The sequence below is a fragment of the Streptomyces ficellus genome, from assembly GCF_009739905.1.
In the GTDB taxonomy this organism is placed as follows: Bacteria; Actinomycetota; Actinomycetes; order Streptomycetales; family Streptomycetaceae; genus Streptomyces; species Streptomyces ficellus_A.
In genome coordinates this window covers 3773485-3791162 of record NZ_CP034279.1, presented here as the reverse complement: position 1 = coordinate 3791162, position 17678 = coordinate 3773485, and the positions used below count along the sequence as shown (strand labels likewise).

15 protein-coding genes, 1 tRNA gene and 1 other RNA gene are annotated in these 17678 nt (G+C 72.7%); 7 read left to right on the top strand and 10 right to left on the bottom strand.

Annotated elements, in window-relative coordinates:
* Positions 1-30 precede the first annotated feature (30 nt).
* From EIZ62_RS16855 to ffs, 5 genes are all read right to left on the bottom strand, one after another.
* Positions 31-1491: a N,N-dimethylformamidase beta subunit family domain-containing protein gene (locus EIZ62_RS16855; RefSeq protein WP_156693486.1), complete on the bottom strand. Its 1461-nt coding sequence runs from the start codon at positions 1489-1491 to the stop codon at positions 31-33.
* Positions 1492-1657: 166 nt separating this feature from the next.
* Positions 1658-3592, bottom strand: coding sequence for a M48 family metalloprotease (locus tag EIZ62_RS16850; protein ID WP_156696444.1), 1935 nt, complete (start codon positions 3590-3592; stop codon positions 1658-1660).
* A 255-nt stretch (positions 3593-3847) separates the two neighbouring features.
* Positions 3848-5098: a phosphoribosylamine--glycine ligase gene (purD, locus tag EIZ62_RS16845; protein WP_156693485.1), complete on the bottom strand. Its 1251-nt coding sequence runs from the start codon at positions 5096-5098 to the stop codon at positions 3848-3850.
* Positions 5099-5159: 61 nt separating this feature from the next.
* Complete coding sequence (locus tag EIZ62_RS16840) at positions 5160-7466, bottom strand: DNA polymerase III subunit gamma and tau (protein ID WP_156693484.1); 2307 nt, start codon at positions 7464-7466, stop codon at positions 5160-5162.
* Between the two features lie 61 nt (positions 7467-7527).
* An RNA gene (gene ffs / locus EIZ62_RS16835) (signal recognition particle sRNA small type) lies at positions 7528-7626 on the bottom strand.
* 120 nt (positions 7627-7746) lie between these two features.
* On the opposite strand from ffs, the gene EIZ62_RS16830 reads away from it, so the two are divergent.
* Positions 7747-7834 (top strand) — tRNA-Ser (locus tag EIZ62_RS16830).
* 352 nt (positions 7835-8186) lie between these two features.
* Here the strand turns inward: EIZ62_RS16830 and EIZ62_RS16825 are convergent.
* The 3 genes from EIZ62_RS16825 to EIZ62_RS32475 all read right to left on the bottom strand — a co-directional run bounded on the left by EIZ62_RS16825 (position 8187) and on the right by EIZ62_RS32475 (position 10116).
* Positions 8187-8747, bottom strand: coding sequence for a hypothetical protein (locus EIZ62_RS16825; RefSeq protein ID WP_156693483.1), 561 nt, complete (start codon positions 8745-8747; stop codon positions 8187-8189).
* A gap of 392 nt (positions 8748-9139) precedes the next feature.
* Positions 9140-9400, bottom strand: a complete 261-nt coding sequence (locus EIZ62_RS16820; protein WP_156693482.1) for a helix-turn-helix domain-containing protein — start codon at positions 9398-9400, stop codon at positions 9140-9142.
* Positions 9397-10116, bottom strand: coding sequence for a hypothetical protein (locus EIZ62_RS32475; RefSeq protein WP_244375746.1), 720 nt, complete (start codon positions 10114-10116; stop codon positions 9397-9399). The genes EIZ62_RS16820 and EIZ62_RS32475 overlap by 4 nt, the downstream gene beginning before the upstream one ends.
* A gap of 233 nt (positions 10117-10349) precedes the next feature.
* Between EIZ62_RS32475 and EIZ62_RS16810 the strand changes: the two genes are divergently transcribed.
* Both EIZ62_RS16810 and EIZ62_RS16805 read left to right on the top strand, forming a co-directional pair.
* Complete coding sequence (locus EIZ62_RS16810) at positions 10350-10628, top strand: ribbon-helix-helix domain-containing protein (RefSeq protein ID WP_156693481.1); 279 nt, start codon at positions 10350-10352, stop codon at positions 10626-10628.
* Entirely contained in the window at positions 10625-11050 is a 426-nt protein-coding gene (locus tag EIZ62_RS16805; protein WP_156693480.1) for a PIN domain-containing protein, read from the top strand. Before EIZ62_RS16810 ends, EIZ62_RS16805 begins: the two co-directional genes overlap by 4 nt.
* A 279-nt stretch (positions 11051-11329) precedes the next feature.
* Here the strand turns inward: EIZ62_RS16805 and EIZ62_RS16800 are convergent, their stop codons facing one another.
* Positions 11330-11791, bottom strand: coding sequence for a tetratricopeptide repeat protein (locus EIZ62_RS16800; RefSeq protein WP_156693479.1), 462 nt, complete (start codon positions 11789-11791; stop codon positions 11330-11332).
* 38 nt (positions 11792-11829) lie between these two features.
* On the bottom strand, positions 11830-13137 hold the full coding sequence (locus tag EIZ62_RS16795) for a hypothetical protein (protein ID WP_156693478.1): 1308 nt from the start codon (positions 13135-13137) through the stop codon (positions 11830-11832).
* Positions 13138-13420: 283 nt separating this feature from the next.
* On the opposite strand from EIZ62_RS16795, the gene EIZ62_RS16790 reads away from it, so the two are divergent.
* The 4 genes from EIZ62_RS16790 (at position 13421) to EIZ62_RS16775 (ending at position 17629) form a co-directional block, all read left to right on the top strand.
* Positions 13421-13852, top strand: a complete 432-nt coding sequence (locus EIZ62_RS16790) for a YciI family protein (protein WP_156693477.1) — start codon at positions 13421-13423, stop codon at positions 13850-13852.
* Positions 13853-13859: 7 nt separating this feature from the next.
* Complete coding sequence (locus EIZ62_RS16785) at positions 13860-15092, top strand: RNA polymerase sigma factor (RefSeq protein WP_156693476.1); 1233 nt, start codon at positions 13860-13862, stop codon at positions 15090-15092.
* Between the two features lie 179 nt (positions 15093-15271).
* Positions 15272-15946: an HhH-GPD-type base excision DNA repair protein gene (locus EIZ62_RS16780; protein WP_156693475.1), complete on the top strand. Its 675-nt coding sequence runs from the start codon at positions 15272-15274 to the stop codon at positions 15944-15946.
* A 138-nt stretch (positions 15947-16084) separates the two neighbouring features.
* Positions 16085-17629 (top strand): M28 family metallopeptidase, encoded by a 1545-nt coding sequence (locus EIZ62_RS16775; RefSeq protein WP_156696442.1) that lies wholly within the window; start codon positions 16085-16087, stop codon positions 17627-17629.
* Positions 17630-17678: the final 49 nt, after the last annotated feature.

Sequence of the window (17678 nt, the reverse complement as noted above, 5' to 3'; positions counted from 1 at the left end):
GGGCCGGGACGGCGGACGCCCGCTTGCGTTCTAGTCCCGTTTGCAGATGCGGTCCAGGAGGTTGGCCGTGGCGCGCTGGATACGGAGGTCGACATGACCCGGCCGGTCCAGGGCGGGCGACCAGGCGAAGGTGCCCGAGGCGAAGACGAGCGCGCCGGAGGGGGCACGGTAGAGGGAGGTCTCCTGGTGGCGTACGTGGTTGTCGCCGTCCCGGTAGGGGGAGTGGGCGAGCAGGATGCGCCGGCGGTGTTCGGGGAGGGCGGTGCGCGGGAAGTACCGGTCGGCCTCGCCCGCGACCATGCCGGGCAGCTCGTCGCCCTCGCCGGCGCCGGTGGCCTCCCAGAGCCAGTGCCCGGCGTTGCGGACCACCATCGGGTGCGGCTCGGGGACCCGGCCGGCGTACTGGATGCCGAGCAGTTGCTGCTCGGGACGGTCCACCTCGCGCCACAGGGCGGGTTTGCCCGGGCCCCGGCGTTTTCGGCAGGTGAGGAGGCGGTCGGGGACGCCGGAGGGCGAGGCCGCCAGCTCGACCTGCCAGTACATGGTGTTGGCGGAGAGGAACACCAGCGAGGTGCCCTGGTCGCGGGCCTGCTCCACCGTGCGGCGCATCGGCACCGACCAGTACTCGTCGTGCCCGGGGAAGACCAGGCCCCGGTACTGCGACGGGTCGACGCGGCCCGCGTGCAGGTCCCGGGCGTCCGCGTAGGCCAGGTCGTAGCCGTACCGCTCCGCCCAGCGGATGAAGTCGTAGGCGTGGCCCACGTGGAGGGGCAGGCCGGCGCCCGCGAAGGGGCGGTCGAAGGAGACGGTGGTGGCGGCCTCCTCCTCGCCGAGCAGCCGGCCCTCCTCGTCCCACGCGTGGTAGAGGCTGGCGCCGGTGCGGCCGTCCTCCGGGTAGAGGTTGTACGCCTGCCAGGTGATGTCGGGGAGCAGCAGGAGCAGATCGGCGGGGTGGCCGTCCCGGACGGTGAAGGGGATGTGCGAGCGGTGGCCGTCGAGGGTGGTCAGCACCGCCACGTACGCCCCGACCGCCCAGTAGGAGGGGACCTGGAGCCGCCAGGAGAGCCACCAGTGGTGGCAGGAGACGGTGCGCTCGGCGGTGAGCGGGGGTGGCTGGACGATGCCGGACAGGCGCGGACTGGTGGTGATCTTCGCGGCGCCGTCGCCCGCGTAGTGACCGATCCGATAGATGTCGACCGAGAACTGCTGGGGCGGGTCCACGGTGATGTGGAAGTCGATCGCCTCGCCCGGGGCGACCGCGCCGGCCGAGGAGAAGCCCTTGATCTGCCGCCGTACGTCGTCGGCGGAGCGCGGCCCGCCGTGGCCACCGCGCGCCAGCGCCGGGTCGGCGTACCAGGGGACGACCTGGCCGGTGTCGCCGATGTACTGCTCACTGCCCCGCAGCCAGGGCAGCGGCCCCTGGCCGAAGGGGTCCGAGACGGCGTGGGCGAGGGCTCCCGACTCCCACCGCCGATTCTGTTCCGCCCCCATGCTGCGCCCCTCCCTCGACTCCCCCGCGACTGTCAGTGCCGGTCTCCAGCACATCACATAACGCACGCACTCCGTCACCGTTCGTCGTTAATTGGCGGGAACGGACCGTGGCATTCCACTTTGGGTGCGCCGGTCGTACGTCGGTCGTACGTCGGGCGTACGGCGGTCATACCAGCCGGACGGGTTTCTCCGGTCGCACGCCCACGGTCACCAGCCAGGAGCGCAGGGGCTCGGGATCGGCGTCCTCTATCAGGCTCAGCACCCGCCCGGCGAGGTCGGGATGGCGCTTGCCCCCGACGAGGAGCGTGGGCCCGTCGAGCCAGTCCAGGCCCGGTACGGCACCGGCGGTGTCGACGGCGGCGCAGCACACCATGGCGGTCACATGATCGGCCAGCAGCTCCCGGCCGCTGCGCGGCGGCTGCAGCGGGAACAACGGCAGCGCGTCCCCGCCGGGGCCCCACGCGGCGTGGTCCAGGTCGCCCGGGACGGATATCGGCGGCGGTGGTGGCGGTGGTGGTGGTGGTGCGGGAGCGGCCGGGGAGTCGAGGGGCGTGTTCTCGCCACCCGGTCGGTCATCCGGTCGGTCATCCGGTCGGTCATCCGGTCGGTCATCCGGTCGGTTGCCTGGGAGGGGTGAGGGGTGCGGTGCGTGGAGCGGATGCGGTGGATGAGAGGGCTGGGGCGAGGGCTGCGCGGGGCGGTCGGGGCTCGCGGGGTGGGCGGCGGGGTCGTCCGGCTCGGCGGGGCGGCCGGGGGCACCGGGGTACGCGCCGGGCGCGGGTGCCGTGCCCGGCTCGGGCGCTGCGGCGGACGCGGACGCCGGGGTGGTCGCCTCGCGGGAGATCTCGGCGGTGATCGCCGCGGCGAGCGCCTCGCCGGTCCTGGTGGTCGCCAGGTGGTCCACCACCCGCGCCAGCGTCGCCTCCGCGTCCCGGTCGACTCCGAGCCGGTCCAGGACCCGGTGCAGCCGGGCCGCCTCCGTACGCCACTTCCGGTCGACGACCTCGTCCGGGTACTGCTGCCAGTCCACCGGGGCCCAGTCGGGGCCCACCTCGGCGGGCCCGCCGTGGAAGAGGCGGGCGGCGAGCAGCGAGGTGGCCTCGTCGACCAGTCCGGGCTCTTCGAGCAGGTCGCACGCCGGACGCTCGCCCAGCCGGGAGGTGAACCCTTCCGCCAGCCGGTCGCGCCGCGACAGTTCGGTGAGCGCGGAGACCACGCCCGCGTCCAGCCGGGAGGGCCAGCGGCCCATGCGCCAGGCGGGCAGGGCCACCCGGGTCAGCAGCCGGTCCCAGCCCGCGTACGCCAGCCCCACCTGCTCCTGGGCGACGATCCGCGCGCCGTAGTCCACATCCTGTGCGCGCTCCGAGGCGGCCGCCGCCACGCCCCGCTCCATCTCGGCGGCGTGCGTCCGGCAGCCGCGCAGCAGCACCCGCACCACCGAGCCGACGAACCGCGCTCCCAGGCGCCGCACCGGATCGAGCCCCGGCCGGTCGGCCACCGCGACGGCGGCGTCCAGGCCCCGGACGAAACGGCGGGCCGCGGCTATGTCGGGGTGGGCGGACGGGCCCGTGCCGGCCACCACGGGAGCCAGCACCGCCCGCAGCTCGGCCACCCGCATCCACCACAGGAACGGTGACCCTATGACCAGGACGGGCGGCGTGCCGGCACGCTGCCCGCCCCGGGCGGCCGGCCCGCCGTGTGCCGGGTGCGTACGGTCCTCCAGCCAGCTGTCGCAGTCCGGGGTGAGCGCTATCGCCGAGGGCGCCGGCACGTCCAGCCGCCCCGCCAGGTCCTGCACCATCCGGTACAGGTCGGGGGCCGACTCGCGGGGGATCTCGACCGTCGGGGTCAGCGCGGGCCTGGCCCGCGCGATCACGGCGGCGACCGCGACGGCGGCCAGCAGCACCACCACCGCGAGCAGCGACACCACCCAGCGGGCGGTGTCCCAGCCGGCGCCGGGCAACCGGCCCGTGACACCGCCGGTCAGCAGCACCACGGCGAGGGCGGCGGGCAGCAGCGCCACGGCCAGCGCCCTGCTGCGCACCCGCAGCAGCGCCAGGGCCCGGGCGTGCGCACCCCGCGCACCCCGCTCCTCACCCATCCCGAGACGAGCACCGGAATCGGACACGGCCGTACGTCACCCCCTTCTGCCCTGCGGCGGACTGCCTCGCGGCGGTGTTGGTCACTCCCCCACTGTGGCACCCGCCACTGACATCGCAATGCCGGTGGGCCAAGTGCCGGAACGCTTGCGCGGCACCCTAGTTGGGGCACCGGCGGGCGTCATCCGGATGGGCCAGCCGTCACTCGATGGAATGGCTTTGGGTAAAGGTGCGGACGGTTCAGCGTCCGAGCGGTCTCACTCCCCGGCGGCCTTGCGCGCGATGTCCGTACGGTGCTGGGAACCGTCGAGCCGGATGCGTCCGACCGCGGCGTACGCCCGCTCCCGGGCCTGGGCGAGGTCCTTGCCGGTCGCGGTGACGGACAGGACCCGCCCGCCGGCGCTGACGACCGCGTCGCCGTCCCGCCGGGTCCCGGCGTGCAGGACGTACGCGTGGGGCGCGTCCTTCGCCGCCACCTCCTCCAGGCCCTCGATCGGGTCGCCGGTGCGCGGCGTGCCCGGGTAGTTGTGCGAGGCGACGACCACGGTGACCGCGGCGTCGTCGCGCCAGGTCAGCGGCGGCTCGCTGTCGAGGGTGCCGTTGGCGGCGTGCAGCAGGACCCGGGCCAGCGGGGTCCGGAGGCGGGCGAGGACGACCTGGGTCTCCGGGTCGCCGAAGCGGGCGTTGAACTCGATGACCCGCACCCCGCGCGAGGTGATCGCGAGCCCCGCGTACAGCAGGCCCTGGAAGGGCGTGCCGCGGCGGCGCAGCTCGTCGACCGTGGGCTGCAGGACGCTCGCCATGACCTCGTCGACCAGCTTCGGGTCGGCCCACGGGAGCGGCGAGTACGCGCCCATGCCGCCGGTGTTGGGGCCCTCGTCGTCGTCGAGGGCGCGCTTGAAGTCCTGCGCGGGCGTCAGTGGCAGCACGGTCGTGCCGTCGGTGATCGCGAAGAGGGAGACCTCGGGGCCGTCCAGGTACTCCTCGATGACCACGCGGTCGCAGGAGCGGGCGTGGGCGCGGGCCTGCTCGACGTCGGCGGTGACGACGACGCCCTTGCCGGCCGCGAGGCCGTCGTCCTTGACGACGTACGGGGCGCCGAAGGCGTCGAGAGCCGCGTCGATCTCGTCGTGGGTGGTGCAGACGTACGACCGGGCGGTGGGGACGCCGGCGGCGGCCATCACGTCCTTGGCGAACGCCTTGGAGCCCTCCAGTACGGCGGCCTCCCGGGAGGGGCCGAAGCAGGGGATGCCGGCCGCCCGCACGGCGTCGGCGACACCGGCGACGAGCGGGGCCTCGGGGCCGACGACGACCAGGCCGGCCTCCAGCCGAGTGGCGAGGCGGGCCACGGCCGCCCCGTCGAGGGCGTCGACCGGGTGCAGCTCGGCGACCTCGGCGATTCCGGCGTTGCCGGGCGCGCAGTGCAGAGCGGTGACGTCGGGATCGAGGGAGAGAGAGCGGCACAGGGCGTGTTCGCGGGCGCCGCCGCCGATGACGAGGACCTTCACGCCAGTCAGGGTAGCCCGCGGAGCGGGGCGATCTTTGTGCGGGCCACCGAGGCCGCCCCCACTACTCGTTCGTATATTCCTCCACCACCGTCGCCCCGAGCTCGCGCACGATCAGGTCGTGGCCGGAGAGGGCGGAGTCGACGAGGTCGGGGTCGTCGTCCTCGGGCATGTCGTCCTCGGGCCGGACCGGCTGCCGGGCCGCCGGGGGCCGAGGCTCCGGCGCGGAGCCCGCACCCGGGCCCGAGCCCGGCGCGGGGGCGGACGGGGACGACCGCGCCTGCGGTTCCTGCGGGGACTGCTGTGCCGGCCGGGGCGCGGCCTGCGGCGCGGGCGCCTGGGGCGGGCGGCCTCCGCCACCGTAACCCCCGGTGCCTCCGGTGCCGCCGGGACCGCCGGTGCCACCGAAGCCGCCGCCGTAACCCCCGCCCATGCCCCCGCCGCCGGGTGCCGGCGGGGGTGCGGAGCCGCCCGAGGGGTCGACGATCGCCTCGATCTTCCACTGGACGTTGAACTGCTCGGCGAGGGCCTGCCGCAGGACGTCCTCGCTGCCGCTGCTCGCGAAGTTGTCCCGGGCGCCCGCGTTGAGGAAGCCCACCTGGAGGGTCGTGCCGTCGAAGCCGGCGACCTGCGCGTTCTGGCTGAGCAGGATCCAGGTGAAGCGGCGGCGGTTCTTGACCGCCTCCAGGATGTCCGGCCACATGTTCCGCACCTGGCCGGCGCCCTGTGCCATACCGGGACCGGCCGCCGGGGCGGCGGGCGCGGAGGGCGCGGCCTGGGGCGCAGGTGCTGACGGCACGGGCGCCGACGGTCCGGCCGCCGGGGCGGCGGGCCGGGGGGACGCGGTGGGCCAGGCGCCGGGCCGGCCACCGGACTCCTGGGCCCCGGGCGCGGCGGCGGAGGGCCACGCCCCGGGCCGGGACGCGGCGGGCGCGGCGGGCGCGGCGGCGGGCTCGGGCGAGGCGGGTGGTGCCGGGGGCGCGGGCGGTGCAGGGGGCGCGGTGGGCTCCGCGTACGCGGGCGCGGGCACCTGCGGGCCGGACTCGGGCGCCGGGGCGGGGGCCTCGCCCGGTCCCCGTACCGCGGCACGGGCAGCGGCGGGCCCGCCGCCCGGCGCGACGGACGGCGGCATCTGGACGTGTGCCTCGGGCCCCGGCACGTACCCCATGGCGGGCCCGGGACCCGTCGCCTGGAAGGCGGCGCCCTGGACCGCCGAGCCGCGCTCCAGCCGGTCCAGCCGGGCCAGCAGCGACCGCTCGTCGGTGAACGCGGCGGGCAGCAGCACGCGCGCGCAGATCAGCTCCAGCTGGAGCCGCGGCGAGGTCGCCCCGCGCATCTCAGTCAGCCCGGTGTTGACGATGTCGGCGGCCCGGCTCAGCTCGGCCGCCCCGAACACCGACGCCTGCGCCTGCATCCGCTCGACCACGTCGGCGGGCGCGTCGAAGAGCCCCTTCTCGGCGGCGTCCGGCACCGCGGCCAGGATCACCAGGTCCCGCAGCCGCTCCAGCAGGTCGGCCACGAAGCGCCGCGGGTCGTTGCCGCCCTCGATGACCCGGTCGACGACCTCGAACGCGGCGGCCCCGTCCCCGGAGGCGAAGGAGTCCACCACGGAGTCCAGCAGCGAGCCGTCCGTGTACCCGAGGAGCGCGGTGGCCATGGCGTATGTCACACCGTCCTCGGCGGCGCCGGCCAGCAGCTGGTCCATGACGGACATCGAGTCACGCACCGAACCGGCGCCCGCGCGCACGACGAGCGGCAGCACCCCGTCCTCGACGGGGATCTGTTCCTTGCCGCACACCTCGCCCAGGTACTCGCGCAACGTGCCGGGCGGCACCAGCCGGAACGGGTAGTGGTGCGTACGCGACCGGATGGTCCCGATGACCTTCTCGGGCTCGGTCGTCGCGAAGATGAACTTCAGGTGCTCCGGCGGCTCCTCGACCACCTTCAGCAGGGCGTTGAACCCCGCCGAGGTGACCATGTGCGCCTCGTCGATGATGTAGATCTTGTACCGGCTGCTCGCCGGCCCGAAGAAGGCCTTCTCCCGCAGGTCACGGGCGTCGTCCACGCCACCGTGCGAAGCCGCGTCGATCTCGATGACGTCGATCGACCCCGGCCCGTTCCTCGCCAGGTCCTGACACGACTGGCACTCGCCGCAGGGGGTGGGTGTGGGACCTTGCTCACAGTTCAGACAGCGGGCCAGGATCCGCGCGCTGGTCGTCTTCCCGCACCCGCGCGGCCCGCTGAACAGGTACGCGTGATTGACCCGGTTGTTCCGCAGGGCCTGCTGCAACGGGTCGGTGACATGCTCCTGCCCGATGACCTCGGCGAAGGACTCGGGGCGATAGCGGCGGTACAGCGCAAGGGACGACACCCTTACGACGATATCGGGCCCCACCGACAATCGACCCGGCCCACCGGAACCCCCGCCCCGCAACGCAAGCGCCCCTCACGCACCCGCCAGAGCCGACCTACCCTTGCTGCCTTCCGGCCCTGGGGGAGTTCAGTCAGATAGCGCCACGTGAGGGGCTGCGCCCAGCCTACCCGATCCCCGCCCCCTCGCGGACCGCCCCCCGGCCACCCCGAACACCTCGGGACGCCGGCCCCGGGAACGGGTTCGCGAGCACTCCTCAACGTCTTGTATTGTTTGCGGCGGAGGATTCGCCTAGAGGCCTAGGGCGCACGCTTGGAAAGCGTGTTGGGGGCAACCCCTCACGAGTTCGAATCTCGTATCCTCCGCCAGTGCCTCACCGGGCACGTTGTCGAAGGGCCCCACCGTTCGCGGTGGGGCCCTTCGACGTGTCTCAGCCTTCGTCGTCCTGGTTGTTGTCCGCAGCGGGTGCTTTCGGGGCTCCCCAGATGGCATCGGCGATCTTCCGGGCCACATCCTTAAGCGTGGCGTCCGGCACGTGGAGGTGGCGCGCCCGCATGCTCGAGGAGGTGCCCGGCCCCCAACCCGTGACCTGTATCGACGACGGGGCCGGGGCACCTAGCGGCCTGAGCACGATGACGACCGTGTGCAGGGCATCATGCAGCCGGCCGTCCCGAACCTTCGCGTCTTGCAGCCGTGATAGTCACTCACTCCGACGGGCGGTCATCGGGACGACCGAACAGCCATGGAACGGTTGCCGTCATTCCAGATGTAGACACCGCTGGTCCCTGCGCCGTACCAGCTCTCCGGCCCGACCTCGGCCGTGAGAGACGGGTACTCGCTGATGGCATCCCAAACCTCGGCCGGGTCCACCTGCCTGTAGGGCTGGTTGAAGACCAGAGCGGGCTTGCCGGTCGTCCGCGAAAGCCACGTGGTCGTGTGGTCGTAGAACTCCGGCCTGCCTTGGCATTCCCTCTTGGCGCAGCGGCCCCTGTCGAGCCAGTGGAGCCTGGACGAACACCCCGTGTTGCCGTTCTTGAGATCGTGCCGGTCGGCCCAGTCCAATAGGTCCGCGCGCATCTGGACGTAGATGTTCGGGCCATAGGGCCAGTGCACGCCGTCGGCGTCGCGGCTGAGCACGCCCCGGGCGTGGTCATCCAGGTAGCGGATCAGTTCCTTCTGATCGGCGCTCTGGCAGCGCCAGCACCACCACTTCGCTTCTCCGATCCCGGAGCCGAAGAACAACCCCTGCCGGGACGGTCCACATCCCTCGCAGTCGTACATGGTCTTGCTCCTTCGCTTCTCGTCGGGGCCCGGGTTCGGTGCGGCCGGGGAACGGATTCACGCGGTTCCCTCCCGCCGGCGCCGAGAGCGGTTTTGGGCTTCTTGCTGAACTGTTGAACCACCCCCAGTTATGCGCTCATCAGCGCGCGAGGCGCGCTTCAGCTGGCCGCCGACGGCGCCGCTCTCCGCCGTGCGCCCCCGACCTGCCCCCTGCCCCCTGCCCCCACGAACGCCCCCCGGACAGCCGCGTACGACAGGCATGACGGTCACGCCATCAACGACCATGCGTGTGTGCCCTACCAGCCCGTCCATGCCGCGCGCCGACCGGAGGGTGGGCCGTTCGCGTCGGCCCAGCCCTCCGATGTCGCACTCGGCCCGCCGGCGGCCGGCTCTCAGTCCCATCGCCTCGCGAACTCGGCTCCGGCCAGCAGGTCAACCATGCGCACGATCGGATCATCGAGCCCCATGGCCACCAACACATCGGCGGGAAGGACCACGTACTTTCCCTTCTCCTTCGTGACACGACAGGGGAAGCGGCCCGCCCTCACAAGTCCGCGCGCCTTCTCTGCGTCGACCCCGAGGAGAGCTGCCACCTCGCGTAGGGGCATCGGCTCGCCCAGCCACTGCGACAGTCGCCTTGCGCTCGGGTTCACTCGGCTTCCTCCTGCGGTACGTCACGTTCGTCGGACTCGCCCTCGGACACCTGACCCGAACCAGAGGCGAGGAACGCCCCCAAGAGCCCGAGGCGGTGCAAGGTAGCGCCCATCCGTTCGCCGCTGATGCGCTCCCCCAACAAGGAGCCCACCTCGCCGACCGCCTGGATGTCCGACTCCTTACGGATGGGCGAGTAGCCGTCATCAAGAAGGCCCGCACGGTCGACAAGGCTTTGTGGATCCGTCGTGCGCTCGGCCGGATCAGCCCGCTCCACCGCCCAGCCAGCCGCATTGGCGGCTCGGACGACCTCATCACGGACGTCGTCGGCTTCACCAGCCAGGGCTAGCCCGTACAGCGCGCCAACGAGCACGGCTGACCGCACCTCTGCGACATCGACGCAGAGCCTTCTCGAGACTCTCGCCGCCGATTTCCGCAGGTAGGGGATGACGAAGTACAACGCGAGCAACTGGCCGCGCTGAGCCAAGTTCGGCACGTCGCTTCGGGCATCACGCCCCACGCACCGCCACAGCGCATCGCGCACAACAACATCAGCTGCATCCCGCGCCGCCGCTTGCTTCGCCTCCGAGAGCGTGAGGTGCTCGCCGACCGAACACCTCTCCCCGGACGCATGTGGACAGACCAACTGTCCACGGAGCAGCTGCGGAACCTTTAGCTCGATCGACCTGAAGACGTCTGCCGAAGGCAGCAGGGACATGGACTCTCCTCCTGTCGTTCCGCCAACGGCAGGAGGCTCACCCTCGTGGAGGGCAGTCACCCTCATCCGCCGCAGGATGCGCTGAGGAGAGTGAACGGCACGTGGTGGCCGAGTGAAGCGGTATGAGCCGGCGATCACGCATGGGCAAGGCTCATGGATTGGCCAATGGCCTCTGTACCTTACGGCTCACGGCACCCGGTAAGGGCATTCACACCAAGAGTATGGTTGCTTATATGGCAACCAAGAAGGTGACGGTGACAATCCCCGAAGATCTCCTGGACGAGATCCGCGCGGAGGCGGCCGAGCGGGGACTTTCTGCGTACGTCGCAGAAGCGCTGCGATTCAAGCGTGACCGGGACCGGCTGCTGGAACTGGTCGACTGGCTGCAGGAGGAACACGGCGCGGTCACCGAGGACGAACGCTCGGCAGCACTCTCGGAGCTGGAAGATCTCGACGCGGAGCACCAGCGTCGCCTCACAGCCGGAGGCCACGACGCCGGAGAGGCCGCGTGACCAAACGAGCCAGGGAGCACGCGAAGCAGCCACTGCGCGTCTTCGTACTCGACTGCGAGGCCCTGTCCCTCGCCGTGCGTGGCGACCGGAAGATGATCGCCTGGCTCGATCTCGCAGCGCGGGGCGAAGCCGACGTGGTCACGTCCCCCATGACGCTGGTGGAGGCGTACGACGGCAGGACCACGGAGCAGCGCTGGGACTGGGTACTCTCTCGGCTCAAAGTCGCCGACATCGGGAAGGACGAGGCGCGCCACGCCCGCAGGCTCCTGTCCGAAGCCAAGCTTCACGGCCACAAATACGCGATCGACGCGGTGCTCGCCATCATCGCCCAACAGCAGAAGGGGCAGGTCACCGTCTTCACCTCGGACGTGGACGACTTGGAGAAGCTGGTTCCGGAATCGATCGTCGTCAAGCGAGTTTGACCGGCGCCCTGGTCTCCATTCTGGTCTCATTCGTCGCCGTCCAGCGCCGTTCACCAGCCGTCGGATGACCTACTCCGCCGCAGTTCAGAACACCCCCGTCCTTCCCCGAACCCCCAGACGAACACGTGGAAAGACGTGCTCAGGCGTCGTCGTCCTGGTCCTGGACGCCGGGTTCGACTTGGGTGCGCAGATGGATGCGGGTGCGGTTGGGGAGTACGCGTGCGCGTCCAGGCGGACGCAGCGTTCGTCGGGGTGTCGTACGGGCCGTGCCCCGGGACGTCAGACCGAGGCGTCGAGGTCCCCGGCGTACAGGGTGATGGCGCGGCGGTACTGCTGGACGGACGGGTCGTGGCTCGTGGTGGCGAGGAGGTTCAGGAGGATGCTCATGGCCTCGTGGTGGGCGCCCGTGTTGTAGAGGGCCATGGCGAGGAAGGTTCGCAGGGCGCCGTCGTCCGGGTACGCGGACACGCCGCGGCGGAGGGTCTCCACGGCGCGGGCGTGCCGGCCGAGCACGCGGTAGGTGCTGCCCAGGCCGAGGAGGGCGCCCCGGCGGTCGTCGTCCGGGAGGCCGGGGGCCGAGAGGCAGCGCTCGTAGAAGGGGACCGCCTCGGCCTCCAGGCCCAGCCGGTCGTGGACGCAGGCCGCGCGGTAGTTCACCAGGGCGTCGTCCGGGTGGCGGGCGGCCAGGGCCAGCAGTTCGCGGCGGGTCGCTTCGAGCTGGTCGTCTTCGGTGGGGCTCATGCGCACATCGTCCCAGCACCGCTTTCCCGAGTGCGGCGTCAGTCGTCGGTACGCGCCCTGCGGCGGCTCGCGGTCAGCACCGCGCCGGTCCCCAGGGCCACCGCCGCGGAGGCCGCCAGGGCGATCCGCGGTACGGCGGAGGCGGTGCCCGTGTCGGCGAGGGTGCCGAGCGGGGCGGCCGCGGCGGGGGAGGCGGTGGTGACCGGAGTGGTCGACGTCGATGCCTGCGCCCGGGCCCCCGGGGCGGGCGTGGCGGTCGGGCCCGGGGCGGGCACCGCGGCCGCGGCGACGACGTCGAAGGCGTACTCGAGGAACTCCGGCGTCCCGCCGCACGACTGGTCGTCGTTGACGTAGTCGGCCGCGATGGAGGCCACCCCTGCGCCGGCCGGGATGGCGGCGTCGGCCTTCAGACGCAGCCTGACGTCGGCGTGGGCGCCGGGCCGCAACTCCTCGACGGCGCCCGCGTAGTGGTCGGCGTCCGCGTCCTGCCAGTCCGGTGAGCCGGCCGTGGACCACTCGACGTCCAGCAGGTCGTCGGCGACCTCGACCTTCACGTACGGCCAGACCTCGTCCAGGGTGCGGCCGGTGCCGTTGGTGACCCTGACGGTGAAGTCGACCGACGTACCGGCGGTGACCTTCGCGGGCAGCCCGGTGGCGACGACCGTGAGCCGGTCCTCGGGGACGCAGGCGCCCGCCTCGGACTCCTTGCGCGCGTCGGCGAGCGCCTTGTCGGCGGCCTCCTTCGCGGCGAGCGTCTTCTTCCTGTCCTCCCGCGCCAGGCGCAGGCGCTTCAACGCGGCGACCCGGTCGTCGTCCCGCGCCTTGACCGCCTCCTTCGCACGGGCGTCGGCGGCCGTCCTGGCGCGTGCCGCTTCCGCCACGGCGGCCCTGGCGTCGGCGACGTCCTTCTCCGCCTGCGCCCGGTCCGCCGACGTGGCGGTCTGCGGCAGGTCCGCGAGGCGCTGCCCGGCCTCGGCGAGCGCCTTCTCGGCGGCCTCCTTCGCGGTGGCGGCGGTCTCGGCCTCCTTGAGCGCCGTCGAGGCGGCCACCGCGAGCGGCGCCTCGTCCGACAGCGCGGCCTCGACCGCGTCGAGCGCGGCCGCCTCCGCGGCGACGGCCGCGTCGTACGCCTGCTGTGCGGCGGCCGCCGCCTTCTCCAGCTCCGTGAGCGAGGGCTTGGCGGGGCTGCCCGCCGCCGGGGCACCGCCCGCCACCGGGACCGATGCGGGGGACACGGGCGCGGCGGGGAAGGTGGGCGCGGCGGACGCCTGCGGGGCGCAGAACAGCACGGCGGGCGCGGTCGCGGCGGCGGCGACGGCCGTCGCGAGCAAACGGCGGATCTTCACGGGAGCCCTTTGGTCAGAGTCAGGAGTAAGGGACGGTCGGGAGGCGGAGAGGACCTGGACCGGCGATGATCGTATGACCGGTTCGGTGCGTGACGACGGTGGATTTCCTGCAATCGGGTGCCTCCCGGCTGCCAGGCGGGCGACAAACAGGGCCAAAGGACGCGGCCGCACCGCGCCCGCCTCGGAACCCGTCGTCATCCGGCGCCTGGAAGATGTCGAGAACGCGTTGTCGGCCCCGACGTCCCCTGTGAACGGCAGCGAGGAACGAACGAGGAGCGGCATCATGAAGTACCTGATGATGGTCCAGGGCACGCAGGCCGACTACGACGCGATGAGCGGCAAGGCGTCGCCGAGCAGCCCCGCGTGGAGCGAGGAGGACATCCGGAAGATGTTCGCCTTCATGGAGGAGATCAACAACGACCTCGCCGAGAGCGGCGAGATGATCGACGGGCAGGGGCTCGCCGAGCCGCGCCGGACCCGGTTCGTCGGCCTCGGCGACGACGGCCGGCCCGTGATCACGGACGGCCCGTACGGGGAGACCAAGGAGCTGCTGGCCGGCTACTGGGTGCTCGAGTGCGAGAGCCTCGAACGGGTCACCGAGATCGCGGCGCGCGTCGCCCGCTGCCCGCAGCCCGAGGGAGCGCCCGAGTACCCGGTCGTCATCCGGCCGATCATGGAGGCCGCCGGTGCCGAGGAGGAGCTCCGCAACCCGTGAACGTCCCGTGAGCGACCACGTCGAGGACCTGCTGCGCCACCACGCGCCGCAGGTCCTCGGCGCGCTCGTACGCCGGTACGGGCACTTCGACGCCGCCGAGGACGCCGTACAGGAAGCCCTCCTCGCCGCCGCCCAGCAGTGGTCCGGCTCCGGGGTCCCGGACAATCCGCGCGGGTGGCTCATCCGGGTGGCGTCGCGGCGGCTGACGGACCAGCTGCGGTCGGACGAGGCGCGGCGCAGGCGCGAGGAGGCGCAGGCGGCGCTCGCGCCACGGGACTCGTTCACCGCGCCGCCGCCCGGCGAGGGCCGGGCGCCCTCCGAGGACGACACGCTCACGCTGCTGTTCCTGTGCTGCCACCCCGAGCTGACGGCGGCCGCGCAGATCGCCCTCACCCTGCGCGCGGTGGGCGGCCTGACGACCGCCGAGATCGCCCGGGCGCACCTGGTCCCCGAGGCGACGATGGCCCAGCGGATCAGCCGGGCCAAGCAGAAGCTCAGGGGCATGCCCTTCCGCCCGCCCGGGCCTCAGGACCGTGACCAGCGGCTGGCCGCCGTCCTCCACGTGCTCTACCTGATCTTCAACGAAGGCCATACGGCGACCTCCGGCCGCGCGCTGCACCGCGCCGAGCTCGCCCGCGAGGCGATCCGCCTCACCCGCGCGGTGCGCCGCCTGCTGCCGCGCGAGGGCGCCGTGACGGGACTGCTGGCGCTCATGCTGCTCACCGAGGCGCGTAGTGCCGCGCGCACCGGGCCGCACGGCGAACTGATCCCGCTCGACGAGCAGGACCGCGGCCGGTGGGACCCGGACGCCATCCGCGAGGGCACCGCCCTGGTGGAGGAGGCCCTCGCGGAGGGGCCGGCCGGGGCGTACCAGATCCAGGCGGCGATCGCCGCGCTGCACGACGAGGCGGCGCGGGCGGAGGACACCGACTGGCCGCAGATCCTGGCGCTGTACGACCTGCTCCTGAGCCGCACCGCGGAACCCGACCCCATGGCGGAGCTGAGCCGCGCGGTGGCCGTCGCCATGGTGGACGGACCCGGGGCGGGCCTCGCCGAGCTCGCCGCGCTCGAACCGCGCCTCGCGGGCCACCACCGGCTGGACGCGGTCCGCGCGCACCTGCTGGAGAGGGCGGGCGACACGGAGGGCGCCCTGGCCGCGTACCAGGCCGCCGCCGCCCGCACCCTCAGCGAACCGGAAGCCCGCTACCTCCGCATGCGCGCGGCCCGCCTCCGCCGCTGACGCCCAGCCGTTTGCCGCACGCCCGCCCACGCCGCTGACGGGCACGTCCGGCCGCCCCGCCCACCCGGTGACGGGCACGTCCGGCCGCCCCACCGCAGGGCCCGCCTCCACGGCTGACGCCCCCCACCGGACGGCATCCCCGCCGTGCGGGGTGTCGTCAGCGGCGCGATGATCGAATCATGACCACCACGATCCACCTCGCCCAGCAACCCGAGGCCGACGAGCTGCTGGGCCGCAGTCCGCTCGCCGCGCTCGTGGGGATGCTCCTGGACCAGCAGGTCCCCATGGAGTGGGCGTTCTCCGGCCCGTACACGATCGCCCGGCGTCTGGGCTCCGACGACCTGGACGCGCACGGGATCGCGGCGTACGACCCCGAGGCCTTCGTCGCCCTGTTGTCCGCCAAGCCGGCCGTGCACCGCTACCCCGGCTCGATGGCCAAGCGCGTGCAGCAGCTCTGCCAGTACCTGGTGGACGAGTACGGCGGCGACGCGAGCGCCGTCTGGGCGGACGCGGGGTCCGGCAAGGAGCTGCTCGACCGGCTCCTGGCCCTGCCCGGGTTCGGCCGGCAGAAGGCGCAGATCTTCCTGGCGCTGCTGGGCAAGCAGTACGGCGTGCGGCCCGCGGGCTGGCGGGAGGCGGCGGGGGCGTACGGCGACGAGGGCGCGTACCGCTCGGCCGCCGACATCACCGGGCCGGAGTCGCTGGCCAAGGTCCGCGCGTACAAGCAGGAGACGAAGCGGGCGGCCAAGGCCGCGAAGACCGCCACGACCGCCAAGAGCGCCAAGAGCGCCGACAGCGCGAAGCCCAAGTCTTCCAAAGCGGGCCGGAACACGGGAAATTCGGCGGCGGAGTGACATGTTCCGTTGCCAATCGTACGGAATATCCAGTGAGTTGTGGCACATCTGTTCACAGAAGCCTGGGAGATCGCTAACTTCCCTTCAACCTCGTTCGCACCGGGAAGGACCTCTGTGAACGCATCCCATCGCAGAGCCGTGGCCACCCTGGCCGCAGCCGCACTCGCGACCCCGCTCCTGCTGGCTTCCGCATCCCCCGCCTCCGCCGGTCGGCACGACCCCGGCAAGGAGGCGGCCAAGGACGCCGCCCAGCTCTCCAGGAAGCTGGTCCGTGAGGCCTCCGCCAAGGACGCCTACAAGCACCTCCAGAAGTTCCAGCAGATAGCCGACTCGGCCGGCGGTCACCGCGCGGCCGGCTCGCTCGGGCACGACGCCTCGGCCGCGTACGTGTACCAGCAGCTGAAGAAGGCCGGGTACCAGGTCTCGTACCAGAAGTTCGAGTTCGTCTACACCCAGACGCAGGCGGAGAAGCTCGCCGTCGTCTCGCCGTCGCCGCGTGACATCACCATCGGGGCGATGACGTACACCAAGTCGACTCCCGTGGGCGGGATCAAGGCCGGCCTCGCCGCCGTGCCGGCCCCCGCGGACGACGCGACGCCCGGCTGCGAGGCCGCCGACTACGCGTCCGGCACCTTCACCGGCAAGATCGCCCTGATCAAGCGCGGCGGCTGCACCTTCGCCGACAAGCAGGCCCAGGCCGCCGCGGCGGGCGCGGCCGGCGCGATCGTCTACAACAACGTCCCCGGCGCGGTCGGCGGCACGCTGGGCGGACCCGAGGCCGGCAAGATACCGACGGGTGGCATATCCCAGGCGGACGGCGAGAAGCTCGTCGCCGACCTCGCCAAGGGCCCGGTCGAGGTGAACTTCGAGATCCGCCAGCTCCAGGAGAAGCGGACCACCAACAACGTCATCGCGGAGACCGCCCGCGGCAACGCCGCGAACACCGTGATGCTCGGCTCGCACCTCGACTCCGTCACCGCCGGCCCCGGCATCAACGACAACGGCTCCGGCTCCGCCGGTCTGCTCGAGGTCGCCCTCGACCTCGCCAAGGCCAAGGAGAAGCCCACCAACAAGGTGCGCTTCGCCTGGTGGTCGGCCGAGGAGAACGGCCTGCTCGGCTCCGAGCACTACGTCGAGAACCTCAGCGAGCTCGACCGCAAGGAGATCAAGCTCTACCTGAACTTCGACATGATCGCGTCGCCGAACTACGGCCTGTTCGTGTACGACGGCGACAACAGCGACGGCGTCGGCGAGCCCGCCGGCCCCACGGGCTCCGCCCAGCTCGAACGCGACATCAACGAGTTCATGGACAAGCAGGGCCGCCCGCACGAGGGCACCGACTTCACCGGCCGCTCCGACTACGGGCCGTTCATCGGGGTCGGCATCCCGTCCGGCGGCACCTTCACCGGCGCCGAGGGCCTGAAGACGGCCAAGCAGGCGGAGAAGTTCGGCGGCACGGCGGGCGTCGCGTACGACGCGTGCTACCACGCCAAGTGCGACGACATCAAGAACGTCAACATGACGGCGTTCGACGCCAACATCGACGTCATCGCCAACGCCGTGGGTGTCTACACCCACGACCTCAGCTCGCTGCGCAAGCCGGTCGAGTTCGTCCCCACCGAGGGTGACGCCGGCAGCGGCGGCGGCCTGCACGACGGCCACGACCACGACGTGACCGAGTAACAGCAGCGACCGGACCCACCCGGCCGACGTCCGGCCGACGTGGCCGACG

Bases quoted from the DNA above. Each gene is read 5' to 3' on its own strand.
- EIZ62_RS16855 (WP_156693486.1), bottom strand. From the start codon at position 1,491: ATGGGGGCGGAACAGAATCGGCGGTGGGAGTCGGGAGCCCTCGCCCAC.
- EIZ62_RS16850 (WP_156696444.1), bottom strand. From the start codon at position 3,592: ATGGGTGAGGAGCGGGGTGCGCGGGGTGCGCACGCCCGGGCCCTGGCG.
- EIZ62_RS16825 (WP_156693483.1), bottom strand. From the start codon at position 8,747: ATGTACGACTGCGAGGGATGTGGACCGTCCCGGCAGGGGTTGTTCTTC.
- EIZ62_RS32475 (WP_244375746.1), bottom strand. From the start codon at position 10,116: ATGTCCCTGCTGCCTTCGGCAGACGTCTTCAGGTCGATCGAGCTAAAG.
- EIZ62_RS16810 (WP_156693481.1), top strand. From the start codon at position 10,350: ATGGCAACCAAGAAGGTGACGGTGACAATCCCCGAAGATCTCCTGGAC.
- EIZ62_RS16800 (WP_156693479.1), bottom strand. From the start codon at position 11,791: ATGAGCCCCACCGAAGACGACCAGCTCGAAGCGACCCGCCGCGAACTG.
- EIZ62_RS16790 (WP_156693477.1), top strand. From the start codon at position 13,421: ATGAAGTACCTGATGATGGTCCAGGGCACGCAGGCCGACTACGACGCG.
- EIZ62_RS16780 (WP_156693475.1), top strand. From the start codon at position 15,272: ATGACCACCACGATCCACCTCGCCCAGCAACCCGAGGCCGACGAGCTG.